A 14,935-nucleotide genomic window follows, 5' to 3' on the forward strand; every position below is an offset into this window, starting at 1 on the left:
TGCTCTCCCCCTTGGTTTAGCTGATGTCTTACATGTTTTTAATTAATTCATCCGCAAACTCTGAACACTTCACTTCTGTCGCGCCGTCCATGAGACGAGCGAAATCGTATGTGACGACTTTCGAGGCGATCGTCTTCTCCATCGAGTTGATGATGAGGTCAGCCGCTTCGTTCCAGTTCATATGACGAAGCATCATTTCACCAGACAAGATGACCGATGACGGGTTGACCTTGTCGAGGCCGGCATACTTCGGTGCCGTACCGTGTGTCGCTTCGAAGATAGCATGGCCCGTCACGTAGTTGATGTTCGCTCCAGGGGCGATTCCGATTCCGCCGACTTGGGCAGCGAGCGCATCCGAGATGTAGTCACCGTTCAAGTTCATCGTGGCCACGACATCGAACTCACGCGGACGTGTCAAAATCTGTTGCAAGAAGATATCAGCGATTGAATCTTTTACGATGATTTTGCCTTCTGCTTCTGCTTTCGATTGCGCTTCATTCGCAGCCGCTTCGCCTGATTCTTCTTTGATACGGTCATACTGCGCCCATGTGAAGACTTTGTCGCCGTACTCTTCTTCTGCAAGCTCATAGCCCCAGTTTTTGAAGGCGCCTTCTGTGAACTTCATGATGTTTCCTTTATGAACGAGCGTGAGCGATTTACGGTTGTTCGCGATGGCGTACTCGAGCGCCGCACGAACAAGACGTTTTGTTCCTTCAGACGAGATTGGCTTGATTCCGATTCCAGACGTTTCTGGGAAACGGATTTTGTTGACGTTCATCTCTTCTTTCAAGAATGAGATCAACTTCTTCACTTCGTCGCTACCTGACGCGTATTCGATTCCTGCGTAGATATCTTCTGTGTTCTCACGGAAGATGACCATGTCTGTATCCTCTGGGCGTTTGACCGGTGAAGGGACGCCTGTGAAGTAACGGACCGGGCGCAAGCACGTGTACAAGTCAAGTTCTTGACGGAGTGCTACGTTGAGTGAACGGATTCCGCCGCCGACCGGTGTCGTCAATGGACCTTTGATGGCAATCAAATATTCACGGATTTGATCGAGTGTCTCGTTTGGAAGCCATTCGCCTTTTTGGTTGTAGGCCTTCTCCCCAGCGTACACTTCCATCCATTCGATTTTCTTCTCGCCGCCATATGCTTTTTCGACAGCCGCATCAAAGACGCGCACTGATGCGTTCCAAATATCAGGTCCTGTGCCGTCGCCGATGATAAATGGAATCGTCGGTACGTTTGGTACGTTTAATACACCGTTTTCAACTGTAATCTTTTCGTTTTGTGTCAACATAATGAATCCCCCTAAGTACATTTATGTAGGCCGACGCGAGCGCCGACCTACGTCAATTGTTAGTTTACCAAAGTTTATGTCTAAATTGTGACTCGAACTTCTCGTTCGGCGTCAATTAACGCTCGTTCACCGGGACGTATGACCGGTTCGTCTCGCCGATGTATTCAGCGCGAGGACGGATCAAACGGTTGTCCGCGTACTGCTCGAGGATGTGGGCAATCCAGCCCGACATGCGTGAGACAGCAAAGATCGGCGTGAACAACTCTTCGTCGAGGCCGAGCGCGTAATATGTTGACGCCGAATAGAAATCGACGTTCGGTTTCAAGCCTTTTTCCGTCTCGACGAGATGATCGATTTTCTCAGACATCTCGTACCATTCCGGTTCGCCGATTTGAGCAGTCAATTGGCGGCTCATCTCTTTCAAGTGTTTCGCGCGTGGGTCGCCGTCCTTATAGACACGGTGACCGAAGCCCATGATCTTCTCACGGCGTTCGAACTTGCCGCGGACGTAGTCTTCGACTTTGTCGACCGATCCGATTTCATGAAGCATCTTCATGACCGCCTCGTTCGCACCTCCGTGGAGCGGGCCTTTAAGGGCGCCCATCGCCGCCGTCACACCAGAATAAATATCCGACAATGTGGCAACGCAGACGCGTGCCGTGAACGTCGAAGCGTTCAATTCATGGTCGGCGTGAAGGATGAGTGCCTTGTCAATCGTCTTCTCGGCGACCTCGCTCGGCTCTTCTCCATTCAACATGTACAAGAAGTTGCCCGCATAAGACAAGCCCTGTTTTGGTGCAACCGGTTGTTCGCCTTTACGAAGACGAGCGAATGCCGTCACAATCGTGGCGATTTGCGCTTGGAGACGAATCGCTTTGCGCATGTTCGCTTCCGGACTCATATCTTCAGACTCTTCATCATAAAGCGCGAGCTGTGAAAGTGCAGTCCGAATCGTCGCCATCGCATTGGCCGATTTCGGTGCCCGTTCGAGCGTCGCGATGACGTCTTCTGGCAATTTGGCTTCTTTCACGAGCGCTGCTGAGAGCTCAGTTAATTCATCTTCTTTCGGAAGGCGGTCGTTCCATAATAGGAAAACAACCTCTTCGAATGTGGCGTGGTCTGCCAAATCGTCAATCGTGTATCCTCCGTAAGTCAATTGTCCGTCGATAATCGAACTGACTTTTGAGGCCGCTGCCACAATTCCTTCTAAACCTTTTGTCGTTGACATCAATAACTCCCCCTCAGTCTTTAAAAGTGATCGACCGCATATACAGTCTGTGTGTAGGGAATAAGGGCGAGGAGTCGAAGACTCTCCCCAATCCGTTTCGAGCTCGCTCCACCCTGTCCTTTATCTAGTATAAACAATTTACTGAAAAAAAGAAATGTAAGCGTATCCAGCCGTCAAAAAATGTCAGAACCATTTTTGTAACAGGCTAAATCCACCTAAAATCAAGGCGGCGATGCCGGCTCCGACGAGCGGTCCGACCGGCACGCCTTTCATGAAACCGACGGCCAGGATGGTCCCAGCGAGCAATGCCGTCGTGACGACGGGGTCGACCCGCATCAGTTGGACCCCTTGGCCGGCGGCAAGCGCGACGAAGATTCCAGAGGCGAACGCGATGATGCCGACTGGACCTTTAATACTATTCCACAATTCCCGGAATCCGATGTCGCCGGTCGCAATCGGCACGAGGACGGCAATTGTAATAATCGTTACCCCCCAATGGATGCCTTTTGAGGCGAGCGTCGGGAACAATTGGTCGCCGAATCCGACCGCTTTAATAATCAAGAGGACGCTGCTGGCGATGATGACCGACTGGTTATGGGAGATAACCCCAATCAATACGAGCAACAGCAAGAATAAATAGGCACTCATCACACACTCTCTTTCTGAATGGAAAAAGAACCGACCTCATGAAAAGGTCGGTTCGATTGGCATTCGATTACGCGTTGTAGATTTTACCAGTAAGTGGGTCAATTGAAATCATCTGTCCGTCGCGGAACGTTGATGTCGCTGATTCGACACCGACGATAACCGGCTTGCGGAGTGATGGTCCAACGATACCGGCATGGCTCGTCAATCCACCGTCTTCTGTGATGATTCCAGCCGCTTTTTCAATCGCTGGCATCATTTCTTTATCTGTGAATGGTGCGACGAGAATCATGCCCTCTTTCGCTTTCGCATTCGCTTCGTCTGCATTGTTCGCAACGACGACTTCACCGACGAGACCACGCTCACCGATCCCACGTCCGTTTGCGAGGGCGTGACCGACGATATGAACTTTCATCATGTTTGTCGTACCAGCAGTCGCAGCCGGGATACCAGCCGAGATGACGACGAGGTCACCGTCTGTAACGAATCCAGCGTGACGAGCTGCTTCTGAAGCTTGTACCAACATCTCATCCGTGTTGTTTGGCATCGTGTCAGCCACGATTGGGTACACGCCCCAAACGAGGTTCAATTGACGTGCCACACGCTCTGACTCTGTGACCGCGATGATGTTCGCCTCTGGACGATACTTCGCTGTACGAGCAGCCGTGTAACCTGATTGTGTCGGTGTCAAGATCGCTTTCGCGTTCAAGTTGATTGCCGTGTGGGCAACCGCTTGTGAGATCGCATCCGTTACCGTGTGCTCACTGCGCTTCTGACGATCTTTGAGCAAGTTTTTGTAGTCGAGCATTTGCTCAGTACGAACAGCGATTGCTGCTTGCATTTGAACTGACTCGATTGGGTAGTCCCCTGCTGCCGTCTCACCTGAAAGCATGACTGCGTCCGTACCATCGAGGATGGCGTTGGCAACGTCAGATGCTTCCGCACGTGTTGGACGCGGGTTGCGTTGCATTGAATCAAGCATTTGTGTAGCCGTGATGACCGGTTTCCCGAGGTCGTTACACTTCTTGATCAATTCTTTTTGAACTGGTGTGACTTCTTCTGTTGGGATCTCGATTCCGAGGTCACCACGAGCGACCATCAAACCGTCAGAAATCGCCAAGATTTCGTCGATGTTGTCGACACCTTCTTGGTTTTCGATTTTTGGATAGATTTTGATGTGTGACGCGTTGTTGCGCTCGAGAAGTTGACGAATCTCAACGACGTCAGACGCACGGCGTACGAACGATGCCGCGATGACATCGATGTCTTGAGAAATACCGAACTCGATGTCGGCGATGTCTTTGTCTGTAAGGGCAGGAAGGTTCACTTTGACGTTAGGCAAGTTGACACCTTTCTTCGTCTTGATGACGCCTTCGTTTTCGATGACGCAGCGAAGGTCACGGTTCGGGAGTTTCTCAACGACAAGGAGACCAATGAGTCCGTCGTCGAGCATGATGCGTGAACCGACTTCAACGTCTTCGTACAAGCCTTCATACGTGACTGAGAAACGATCTTTCGTTCCGACGATTTCTTCTGTCGAGACGATGATGACTTCTTTGCCTTTTTCGAGGAGTGCTTTTCCTTCTTCAAACGTATGTGTACGAATTTCAGGACCTTTCGTGTCAAGAAGTACCGTCACGACTTTACCGGCAGCTTTTGATGCTTCGCGAATGTCACGGATACGTGCGCCGTGCTCTTCATAGTCACCGTGTGAGAAGTTGAGACGAGCGACGTTCATTCCGGCTTCAATCATTTCTGGAAGACGTTTCTCTGAAGCTGGTCCAATCGTACATACAATTTTCGTTCTACGCATAAATAAAAACCTCCTAGGGGATGTATTACATTTACACACAGAAAACGGGGGGTCGACCGACCTGATCCCGTCTCTGTGGAGTTCACTGCTACTCGTTAAATCGAAAGTTGGTTCGAAAGATCAATCAACTGCATATCAATCGAATGTTTGTTATGGTCGAGCGCTTCATCGATATCAAGATCCATCATCTTACCGCCGCGGATACCGACAACACGTCCGGCTTTGCCTTCGAGTAAAATCTCAACGGCATACGCACCCATGCGGCTCGCAAGCACACGGTCAGCAGCAGTCGGGGAACCGCCGCGTTGGATATGTCCAAGAATCGTTACACGCGTCTCTGAGTTTGTCTTCTCAGCGATCATTTTTCCGATTTCTTCGGCACTGCCTGCGCCTTCGGCGACAACGACGATCGAATGTTTCTTACCGCGCGCCACACCATGGTTGATGCGGTCGACGATGGCACTCAAATCTTCTGGACGTTCTGGGACGAGGATTGACTCGGCACCACCGGCAAGACCGGCATAAAGTGCGATGTCACCTGCATCACGACCCATTACTTCGATGACGTACGTCCGCTCATGCGACGACGCCGTGTCACGGATTTTATCAATCGCGTCAAGCGCCGTATTGAGCGCCGTATCGAACCCGATTGTTGCATCCGTTCCTGGGATATCGTTGTCAATCGTTCCTGGAAGCCCGATTGTCGGGAATCCAAGTTCCGTCAACTTCTGGGCGCCACGGTAAGAACCGTCGCCCCCGATGACTACAAGCGCGTCGATATTGAATTTCTTCAACTGCTCGACCGCTTTGGCACGGCCCTCTTCCGTTCTAAACTCAGGGCAACGGGCAGAACGTAAGAATGTTCCTCCACGCTGGATGATGTCACCGACAGAACCGAGGTTCAATTCAACGAGATCTCCTTCGATTAGACCTTGATAGCCGTTATACACACCGTACACTTCTAGACCTTCGAAAATCGCTTTTCGGGTCACGGCACGGACTGCAGCGTTCATTCCGGGGGCGTCTCCCCCACTTGTCAATACCGCAATACGTTTTAAATTCACGTCACTCACCTCTTATGTGTTTTAACGAAATCTGAAAATAAAATACCATGTCTGACCTTTGTTTTACAACACAAGTATGTGAAAAAAAAGCATGGGGTATGCTCAAAAGCAGTCAACTCGTGAGTGATTTAACGTGAACGCAAAGCGATTGTTAACGTTTTCACGAGCCAATTGTGCCAATTTCATGATATTTGGCAGCACGCCCTTGCAACAACTCGTTTTGAGTCCGTCCTCGCAACTCAGTCATGTGTTGTGCTAATACAGGCTTTAAGAGTGATGACTGTAATGACACATCGATATGGGCACCACCAAACACCTCGGTGACGACTTCATCGACAATCCCTAAATTCAACAAATCTTGTGCCGTAATCTTCATCGTTTCCGCAGCGCGTTCCGCAAGCTTCGCGTCTTTCCAAAGCAGGGCAGCCGCGCCTTCTGGTGAAATGACCGAGTACGTGCTGTTTTCAAGCATGAGCAACCGGTCGCAAACACCAATCCCGAGCGCACCGCCCGATCCGCCTTCCCCGATGACAATCGAGATAATCGGAACTTTCAACGTCGCCATTTCAAACAAGTTGCGGGCAATCGCTTCGCTTTGTCCACGCTCTTCGGCCGCTTTCCCAGGGTAGGCGCCTTTTGTATCGATGAACGTGATGACCGGACGATTGAACTTCTCTGCTTGCTTCATGAAACGAAGCGCTTTGCGATAGCCTTCTGGATGTGGCATCCCGAAGTTGCGTTTCATGTTCTCTTTCGTGTTCCGCCCACGTTGATGACCGATAATCGTCACCGGGACGCCGTCGAGTGTGGCCAATCCCGCTACAATCGCAGCGTCATCATAGCCGTGACGGTCACCGTGCAATTCGATGAAATCCGGGAACAGGCGATCGATATAATCGAGCGTCGTCGGGCGTTTCGGATTTCGCGCCAGCTGCACGCGATCCCACGGTTTCATATTCCCATAAATGTCTTTTTCTAATCGATGAAGCTTCGCTTCAAGGTGACGGATTTCACGGGATAAATCGATTCCTTTCGTCTCCGCCGTCTCACGCAACTTCCCGAGCTGTTCATTTACTTCTTTGATTGGATCAAACATGATGGACCTCCCCGCCGTGTAACACGATCATCTTCTTCAAGAACGAACGCATCTGTTCACGATGAACGACGGCGTCCAATTGACCCGCTTCTAATAGAAACTCGGCAGTTTGGAAGTTGTCTGGCAATTTTTCACGAATCGTCTGTTCGATGATGCGACGACCGGCAAAGCCGATTAACGCTCCAGGTTCGGCGACGTTCACATCACCAAGCATCGCGAAACTCGCCGACACGCCACCTGTTGTCGGATGCGTCAAGTAGGCGACATACAGAAGACCCGCCTCGTCATGTTCTTTCAAGGCGATTGACGTATTGGCCATCTGCATCAAGCTGACCATGCCTTCTTGCATGCGGGCACCGCCCGAGGCCGTGAACAAGACGACCGGCAATCCGTCTTTCGTCGCGGTCCGGACCGCCGAGGCGATTGCTTCTCCGACGTAGGCGCCCATCGACCCCATACGGAAACGGGCATCCATGACGCAGACGACGACCGGGAGCCCATCGATTGTGGCACGACCGCAAACAATCGCTTCCTCAATCCCAGTTCGTTCCCTGTCTTTTTTCAATTTATCTTCATAATCTGGAAAATCAAGCGGGTTCTCTTTGACGAGCGGTCCCGCAAATTTTTCAAACGATTGACCATCGACCAACATGTGAATCCGCTCATCTGCACTGAGCGGGAAATGGTAGCCGCAATCACACACTTTATGATTCTCGTTTAACTGTTTCGTGTAATGCATATATTTACAAGATGGACATTTCGTCATCAAGCCTTGTGGTGCATCAATCTTTGGTTCTCGTTGACGCAATGGCATATATCGTTTAGGTTTCTTGAAAAAAGCAGTCATCGCTTCCCCCTCGTTCATTCCGGCATCCCCGCCCCACGCCACATCTCCAACAATCGTCTACGTTCGTCTTCCGTATATAGGTCGCCTGCGTCCGTGCCGTCATAAAACCGGTTCACTTCGCTCCAGATTCGAATGAACAGTTCATTCTTTAATCCGAAGATGAGGTTTTGCCTGAAGGCGCGGTCCGTCTCAACGCTCGACTCGAGCAACGCGATGCGTTCCGGGGTCGGTTCGACCTCCGTCAACGCCAAGCGCTCAAGCAAACGCAACATATCGACGATGTCCGACGCCTTCGTCTGTTTCGTGACGATGAACTCTGACAAGATTTCAATGTAACGGTGCCGATCCTGTTCGCACAAAAACGTGCCGCCGCCGTGTTTCGTCTCAACAATCCCAAGGAAGCTGAGAGCCCGTAATGCTTCACGGACTGACGCACGGCTGATGGACAGCGTTTCAGCGAGTTCCCGTTCTGACGGGAGACGGTCGCCCGGCTCGAGTGCGGCCTGGACGATTAACGTTCTGATTTTAGAAATGTTTTCGTGAAATGAGGATGCGTGTTTTCCATGCATCTGACCGTTCAACTCCCTTTTGGATGGCATTATCTCTAAAGTGGTCAGACCAATTAAACAGATTATACCACTTTTTATGACTTGGTACTAGTTCCCGTGCCGGGCAATTTCGAGTCGACCCGTTTCAACACGACATCCGTATCGCCGAACCGCTGCCTCAATCCTTGCAACAATGCTTCTGTCGGATTGACGGCATATGTCGAGGCGAGTTGTTTCACTTCTTTCGAATCAGAGAATCGGCAAATGACGGGGACATCCCCTGGCGCTGTTCGCAATAGTTCTTCAAGGTCGGCGAACGACTCCAGACGCAATCGGACAAACAACGCTTGGCCGTGGAGAGGCCGGACGCGTTCGACGACGAGTTGGCGACGCCCGTCCCGTTCATTCGGATGTACCTCGAGCAAGAGGACGTTCCCGACGTAAAGTGAACGAGAGAATTGGGTGAACACGCGTGGAAAAATCACGACCTCGTCTTGCGAGACGCCGTCATCGACCATGACAACACCCATCTCTTCATTCTTTTTCGTCTTGAACGTACGAATCGCATCGACATAGACGACGATGAATCCCCGTTCGCCGTTCAACACTTCATCGATCGTCACCGTCTCAATCGAGAGCGGGGCGACCGTCGTCAACGGCGAGTGGACGATCCACGTCCCGAGTGCTTCCCGTTCTTCTTCGGACCAATTCGGCTCGATTGGTGCCGAGCGCTTCAAACCGAGTGCGGACAGCTCATCCGGGAGCAGATGCGTCTCTGTCTCCTCGCGAAGCCGTTCCACGGCCTCAAACGCACGGTGGCGATCGCCGTGATACATCCGGTCGAGGGCACCGGCTCCGAGCAGGCGCCGCAACTTCGGCTGGTCTTTCGAGCCCCACTCCATCAGTTCGAGCAGACGTTTTACGTCGGTGAATTCGGAATGGTGTTCAATCAACCGTTCGACGTCGCGTTTCGTCAAGCCTTGGACCGCCTTCAACCCGAGACGGACCCCCGGCCCTTCTAAAAAAGCCCCGGCTTGGCCATGCAGGACGTCCGGCGGATAGACGGGAATTTTCCCTTTTCGCAGCATGCGAACGAGTTGGTTCGTCTTGTCGTACGTGACGAGATAAAAAATCCGTTCGAAGTGCGCCTTCACGAAAGCCAAGCGATAACTGATCAAGCTGTAGGCCACCGCGTGTGAACGGTTGAAGCCGTAGCCCGCGAACTTCTCAATCCACGAGAATACTTGTCGCATCGAGTCGCTGTCGAACCGCTCCGACGAACGTTCCAAGAATCGACTCTTCTCGACGTCGATGGCCGCCACATCTTTCTTGGCGATGGCACGGCGAATCAAATCGGCCTCGGCATACGAGTAGCCGGCAAGTTCTCGCAGGAGGCGCATGACTTGCTCCTGATAGACGAGCACGCCGTTCGTCGTACGCATAATCTCACCGACGACCGGGTGGACCGGCTGATGCGGCATGCCATGCTTTCGCTTCGCATACGTTTCGATAAACTGCATCGGACCTGGACGATAGAGCGACATCGTGACGACGATATCCTCGAACGTGGTCGGCTTCACTTGCCGGAGCGCTTGTTTCATCCCTTCCGATTCGAACTGAAAAATCCCGTCCGTGTCACCGCGAGCGAGCACCCGCAACGTCTTGGCGTCATTCAATGGAATCGTCTTCAGCGAGAACAGTTCATCCGTCTCGCGAATGAGCGTCTCCATCTGACGGAGTCTCGTCAAGTTGCGCAGGCCAAGCAAATCGATTTTCAACAGGCCGAGCGCTTCGAGATCCTTCATATTATATTGGGTCACTTGCTCCCCTGCTGTCGGCTGTAACGGGGTGACGTCATCAAGCGCGTCACGACTGAGTACGAGTCCGGCCGCGTGGACCGAGGCTTGACGGGGCAATCCTTCGAGCTGGGCGGCGATGTGTAACAGTTGCGACCGCTTCTGACTGCCGGCGAACCATTTCATCTTCGTCGGATTGGCCAAAATCCCGGCCAACCCGTCGTCTTTCACTTGTTTGCTGGCCGCCTGTCCTTCTTCAAGCGTCAGCCCGAGCGCCCGCGCGACATCACGTAGCGCCGCTTTCGCGCCGAACGTCGCGAGCGTCCCGATTTGGGCGGCGTGGTTGGCCCCGTATTTATCGAGGACATAGCGGACGACCTCGTCGCGCCGCTCGTCTTCGAAGTCTAAATCGATATCCGGCATCGTGATTCGTTCCGGGTTCAAAAAGCGTTCGAATAACAGCTCGAACCGGACCGGGTCGACCTCGGTGATGTGAAGCGCGAAACTGACGAGTGATCCGGCCGCGGACCCACGCCCCGGACCGACTTCAATGCCTTGCTCCCTAGCGTAGCGGACGATGTCCTCGACGATGAGGAAATACGAGGCGAAACCGGTCCGCGCAATGACGTCGAGTTCATAGCGGGCTCGTTCGATATATTCCTCTTGGAACAAGTCGAGCGCCTTTAATCGTTCGGCGACGAGACGCTTCAGTCGGTCGATCGCATGTTCAATCTCTGGAATCGACGAGGTCGCCTCCGGCAAGCGTGTGACCGAGATGAGGGATTCGAACTCGTCCAACGCCTCAAGCTCGATCGGGTCGAACCAATCGTTCATTTCGCTCGGCAGTCTTACGTACTTTCCTTTCCGATGCACATCTTCTTGTGAGATGAGCTCGCCTTCACCGATGGCGACGATGGCGCGATACGCCTCGAAATCCTCCGGTCTCATGTAACACGTGTCCGGGGCCGGTACGAGTCGTGTCCCCAGTTCGTCACGCATCTCGCGTAATTGCCGGAGCATCAGCGTCTGTTCCGTCGATTGTGGCGCCGGCAACCCGAGCCACAGTCTGTCTTCATTCACATAACCGAGCAAATGGTTATAGAGGCGGCGGCGGTGAACCGGGTCGTTCGCTTTCCAGTTCTCCGGTAAGATGAGCACCGCCAGTTCGGTCGCTTCGGTCAAGCCATCGGCCTGGACGATGCGATACAGTTCGGGCACTTGTTCATCGGTCAACGCATAGACGAGAACGGAGACATCGAATCCATCCATTCGCAGCGTCGTCCGTAATCCGATAACGGGTTTAACCGCATAGCGTTCACATAATCGGACGAATTGCGGCAAGCCGTATAACGCATCGTCGGCCAAGGCGACCGCTCGACTCCCCCGTTCGGCCATCTGGGCGACATACTGTTCGAGCCGAATCGTACTTTGCATCAAGCTATAAGCCGATCGTACATTTAAGTGGATCACATGAGTCCCCCTTTCTTTTTTCACAATTGTCAAACTCATTTTGGCACTTGTCTGATACAATAATTATAGACAAAACTTCTCCTAAAAGGGGGTATAAACCGTATGATTATTAATCGGGGTAAAATCGCACGTGACAAGCTAGAGAATTTACAGAACGGCCAGACCGTCTTCGCCGATAGTCCGGAGATTATCGAACGACTCCGTCGTTATATCACCGAGTATCAACTCGATGTCGTCGAGGATGTGACCGACCGTGGTACGTGGTTCATTCCACAAGAAGAGGATAAACGCTGAAGAGAGCTGACCAACGGGTCAGCTCTCTTCAGTTTCGAACGTGAACGGGGCCGCGACTTCATCGAGCGCCATGATCACCTCGTCCATCTCTTCCCATTTATAGATCGTGGCACCGGCGGCCATCGGATGACCACCGCCGCGATAGCGTTTCGCCACTTCATTGATGACCGGTCCTTTCGAACGGATCCGGACACGAATCTCGTCCTTGTTCTCGACGAACATGACCCAACACTTCAGCCCTTCAAGGCCAGAGAAGCTGTTGACGAGCAGCGACGCCGCTTCCGGTGTCGCATGGAACGTGCGCAAGACGTCTGCATCGATTTTGACGTAGCCGACACCCGCGTCGGTCACATTGACGTTTTGTAAGACATAGCCTTGGAGTTGCAACGTCGCCAAATTCGTCTTATACATTTGACGATACAACCGGTTCGTATCGATACCATGGTTAATCAGTTCGGCCGCGACTTCGAACGTACGTGGCGTCGCGTTGCGGAACTGGAACCGTCCCGTGTCGCCGACGATTCCGGCGAACAACAAGAATGCGGACGCCTCGTCAAGTTCAAGCCCCCAAATCCCTGCAAGTTCAGCAATCATCTCTGAGGTGGAACTGACCGTCGTGTCGACGATTTGATGGGTCGCATACGCATCTTCGTCAGGGTGGTGATCAATCTTGACGACCGTTTTGCCGGTCAAGGCGTGCGGCCCATCGATCCGTTCATGGTTAGCCGTATCGAGCACGATGACGAGCGCCTCTTGATACATCTCCGGTTCGACATGCTCCATCTTACCTAAAAACTCTAAATCACGGACGATACCGCCGACGACATAGACCTGCTTTTCCGGATAGGCGACTTCAAGAATCCGCTTTAATCCGAGCTGACTCCCGAGCGCGTCAGGGTCGGGACGGACGTGTCGATGAATCATAATCGTGTCCGCCGCTTCAATCAATTTCAATATCGTTGCTGCCTCTGGCCAATGTGCCATTGCCATTCCTCGCTTTCTTGAACACTATTCTATGGTATGATGATAACAGATTACACGTCTGAAAGGGGTTTCTTCACTTGGGTCAATTAGTTATGATCGGACTCATTCTGTTTTCGTTAGGCGCTTACTTCGTTTCCAAACGACGCGCTTATTTGACGAAGACACCGTACCGGAAAGCACTGTTCAACACGCAAGCGCTCATCTGGCTGAGCATGTTTCTCGCACTCTTCGCCATCAACCAAATGGTTGGCGGACTCGGACTCGGCTCGACGATCGGTTGGATCGTCAGCATCGCTATGCTCGTCTTGGGTGTCGGCAACGCCATCGTCGGGTTCATTCGCTATCGTAAAATCTATCCGCTCGCTAGCGAAGAGCCAATCAACCAATCATAAGAGAAATAGAAACGAGCTGATGATGGCATCAGCTCGTTTTTTTGTTAGCGGTCAATCAATTGCGCCGTGACAAGCGCCTTGGCGACGAGTTGGGTGCCTTGTGTCATCTCGACATCGACTTTCCCGAACTTCCGGCCAAGGTCGAACACGTTGGCCGAGACGCGAATTTGACTCTCGATTTGAATCGGTTTCATAAAGTAGACCGTAATATTTTCGACGACGAGGTCGCCTTTTTTCATATGGCGTAGACTGCGGGTCGCTCCTTCGACGAGCAACGTCGTCAACACCCCTGACGATGCCGTCCCCATGTGGCTCGTCATCTGTGGCGCGACCTCGACGGTGAACGCCGTCCCGTTCGAAGCCGGGTCTTCTTTCAACTGGTTCGTGATCATATTGTCGAACGTCTCGCCGACTTGCGGTTGGCGGTTGGCGAGTTGGAGCGCCTTCAACACGTCTTGGCGGCTGATGATACCGAGCAGACGGCCATAGTTATCAACGACCGGCAACATCTCGATGCCTTCCCAAACCATTTGGTGCGCCGCATTGGTGACGCTCGTCTGAACGCCAACCGTGATCGGGCTCTTCGTCATCACTTTCTCGATCTCGGTATCATGCGGCCGGTCGAGCAAGTCTTTCGCCGTGATGACGCCGACGACTTTCATCTGCTCGTCGATGACGGGATAACGGTTATGTTTCGTCCGTTCGTTCAGTTCGTGCCACCGTTTGACCGTATCGTCCACTTTCAAATAGAACGTGTCGTGCAGCGGGATGACGATATCCGAGACGAGTAGAATCTCTTTTTTAATCAAGCGGTCATAGATGGCCCGGTTGATCATCGTCGCGACGGTGAAACTGTCATACGACGTCGAGATGACCGGCATGTGATACTTATCGGCCATCCGTTTCACTTCATCGGTCGTGTCGAATCCCCCCGTGATCAACACGGCGCCACCGGACTGTAGCACGAGTTCATGCGCCTTTTCCCGGTTTCCGATGATGACGAGTGAGTCGACGTCGATATATCGCATCATCGCCTCAAGCTTCATCGCCCCGATGACGAACTTCGAGAGCGTTTTATGGAGCCCGTCTCGGCCACCGAGCACTTGCCCGTCGACGATATTGACGACTTCTGCGAACGTCAGCTTCTCAATATTCTCTTTATGTTTACGCTTGATGCGAATGGTGCCGACCCGTTCAATCGTCGAGACGAAGCCTAAATTCTCCGCTTCCTTGATGGCCCGATACGCCGTTCCTTCTGATACTGCCAATTCCTTCGCGATTTGGCGGACCGAAATTTTAGATCCGACATCGAGCGACTCGATATGTGCTATGATCTGTTCATGTTTTGTTGTCATGTCACGAGTCCCTTTCCTCAATACATTTTCTGTCATCCTCAGTATACTGTATCAGTCTTCCTTCTTCAAACTGTACTACTGAAAATGTGACATTTCCTTTCCG

At 52.3% G+C, this 14,935-nt stretch carries 13 protein-coding genes; 2 read left to right on the forward strand and 11 right to left on the reverse strand.

Annotation, left to right across the window (positions count from 1 at the left end; translation table 11 throughout):
- Positions 1-28: 28 nt before the first annotated feature.
- The 9 genes from icd to dnaE all read right to left on the reverse strand — a co-directional run bounded on the left by icd (position 29) and on the right by dnaE (position 11,807).
- Complete coding sequence (gene icd, locus KNP95_RS01545) at positions 29-1,297, reverse strand: NADP-dependent isocitrate dehydrogenase (RefSeq protein WP_029595182.1); 1,269 nt, start codon at positions 1,295-1,297, stop codon at positions 29-31.
- Positions 1,298-1,415: 118 nt separating this feature from the next.
- On the reverse strand, positions 1,416-2,528 hold the full coding sequence (gene citZ / locus KNP95_RS01550) for a citrate synthase (protein WP_021065623.1): 1,113 nt from the start codon (positions 2,526-2,528) through the stop codon (positions 1,416-1,418).
- 183 nt (positions 2,529-2,711) lie between these two features.
- A complete protein-coding gene (locus KNP95_RS01555; protein ID WP_021065622.1) occupies positions 2,712-3,176 on the reverse strand; it encodes a DUF441 domain-containing protein in 465 nt (154 codons plus the stop codon).
- Between the two features lie 67 nt (positions 3,177-3,243).
- Positions 3,244-4,986, reverse strand: coding sequence for a pyruvate kinase (gene pyk / locus KNP95_RS01560; RefSeq protein ID WP_021065621.1), 1,743 nt, complete (start codon positions 4,984-4,986; stop codon positions 3,244-3,246).
- A gap of 95 nt (positions 4,987-5,081) precedes the next feature.
- Complete coding sequence (gene pfkA / locus KNP95_RS01565; RefSeq protein ID WP_029595181.1) at positions 5,082-6,050, reverse strand: 6-phosphofructokinase; 969 nt, start codon at positions 6,048-6,050, stop codon at positions 5,082-5,084.
- Between the two features lie 160 nt (positions 6,051-6,210).
- Positions 6,211-7,146 carry an acetyl-CoA carboxylase carboxyltransferase subunit alpha gene (locus tag KNP95_RS01570; RefSeq protein ID WP_021065619.1) on the reverse strand — a complete coding sequence of 312 codons (936 nt, stop codon included), beginning with the start codon at positions 7,144-7,146 and terminating at the stop codon, positions 6,211-6,213.
- Positions 7,139-7,993, reverse strand: coding sequence for an acetyl-CoA carboxylase, carboxyltransferase subunit beta (gene accD / locus KNP95_RS01575; protein ID WP_029595180.1), 855 nt, complete (start codon positions 7,991-7,993; stop codon positions 7,139-7,141). The genes KNP95_RS01570 and accD overlap by 8 nt, the downstream gene beginning before the upstream one ends.
- Before the next feature lie 14 nt (positions 7,994-8,007).
- On the reverse strand, positions 8,008-8,562 hold the full coding sequence (locus tag KNP95_RS01580) for a FadR/GntR family transcriptional regulator (protein WP_021065617.1): 555 nt from the start codon (positions 8,560-8,562) through the stop codon (positions 8,008-8,010).
- Between the two features lie 74 nt (positions 8,563-8,636).
- Positions 8,637-11,807: a DNA polymerase III subunit alpha gene (gene dnaE, locus KNP95_RS01585; RefSeq protein WP_353048966.1), complete on the reverse strand. Its 3,171-nt coding sequence runs from the start codon at positions 11,805-11,807 to the stop codon at positions 8,637-8,639.
- A 102-nt stretch (positions 11,808-11,909) separates the two neighbouring features.
- Between dnaE and KNP95_RS01590 the strand changes: the two genes are divergently transcribed.
- A complete protein-coding gene (locus KNP95_RS01590; protein WP_021065615.1) occupies positions 11,910-12,101 on the forward strand; it encodes a YtzJ family protein in 192 nt (63 codons plus the stop codon).
- Positions 12,102-12,119: 18 nt separating this feature from the next.
- Here the strand turns inward: KNP95_RS01590 and KNP95_RS01595 are convergent, their stop codons facing one another.
- Entirely contained in the window at positions 12,120-13,085 is a 966-nt protein-coding gene (locus KNP95_RS01595; RefSeq protein WP_058764551.1) for a DHH family phosphoesterase, read from the reverse strand.
- Between the two features lie 77 nt (positions 13,086-13,162).
- Between KNP95_RS01595 and KNP95_RS01600 the strand changes: the two genes are divergently transcribed.
- Complete coding sequence (locus KNP95_RS01600) at positions 13,163-13,477, forward strand: YtpI family protein (RefSeq protein ID WP_251128808.1); 315 nt, start codon at positions 13,163-13,165, stop codon at positions 13,475-13,477.
- Positions 13,478-13,521: 44 nt separating this feature from the next.
- Here the strand turns inward: KNP95_RS01600 and KNP95_RS01605 are convergent, their stop codons facing one another.
- Positions 13,522-14,832 carry a DRTGG domain-containing protein gene (locus KNP95_RS01605; protein WP_021065612.1) on the reverse strand — a complete coding sequence of 437 codons (1,311 nt, stop codon included), beginning with the start codon at positions 14,830-14,832 and terminating at the stop codon, positions 13,522-13,524.
- Between the last annotated feature and the right edge of the window lie 103 nt (positions 14,833-14,935).

It is taken from the genome of Exiguobacterium sp. s36 (assembly GCF_018618345.1).
Classification (GTDB): Bacteria; Bacillota; Bacilli; order Exiguobacteriales; family Exiguobacteriaceae; genus Exiguobacterium; species Exiguobacterium chiriqhucha.

What these genes read in the sequence shown, in the direction of transcription:
- citZ (WP_021065623.1), bottom strand. Translation starts at nt 2,528, where the DNA reads ATGTCAACGACAAAAGGTTTAGAAGGAATTGTGGCAGCGGCCTCAAAA.
- KNP95_RS01555 (WP_021065622.1), bottom strand. Translation starts at nt 3,176, where the DNA reads ATGAGTGCCTATTTATTCTTGCTGTTGCTCGTATTGATTGGGGTTATC.
- pyk (WP_021065621.1), bottom strand. Translation starts at nt 4,986, where the DNA reads ATGCGTAGAACGAAAATTGTATGTACGATTGGACCAGCTTCAGAGAAA.
- KNP95_RS01570 (WP_021065619.1), bottom strand. Translation starts at nt 7,146, where the DNA reads ATGTTTGATCCAATCAAAGAAGTAAATGAACAGCTCGGGAAGTTGCGT.
- accD (WP_029595180.1), bottom strand. Translation starts at nt 7,993, where the DNA reads ATGACTGCTTTTTTCAAGAAACCTAAACGATATATGCCATTGCGTCAA.
- KNP95_RS01580 (WP_021065617.1), bottom strand. Translation starts at nt 8,562, where the DNA reads ATGCATGGAAAACACGCATCCTCATTTCACGAAAACATTTCTAAAATC.
- KNP95_RS01590 (WP_021065615.1), top strand. Translation starts at nt 11,910, where the DNA reads ATGATTATTAATCGGGGTAAAATCGCACGTGACAAGCTAGAGAATTTA.
- KNP95_RS01595 (WP_058764551.1), bottom strand. Translation starts at nt 13,085, where the DNA reads ATGGCACATTGGCCAGAGGCAGCAACGATATTGAAATTGATTGAAGCG.
- KNP95_RS01605 (WP_021065612.1), bottom strand. Translation starts at nt 14,832, where the DNA reads ATGACAACAAAACATGAACAGATCATAGCACATATCGAGTCGCTCGAT.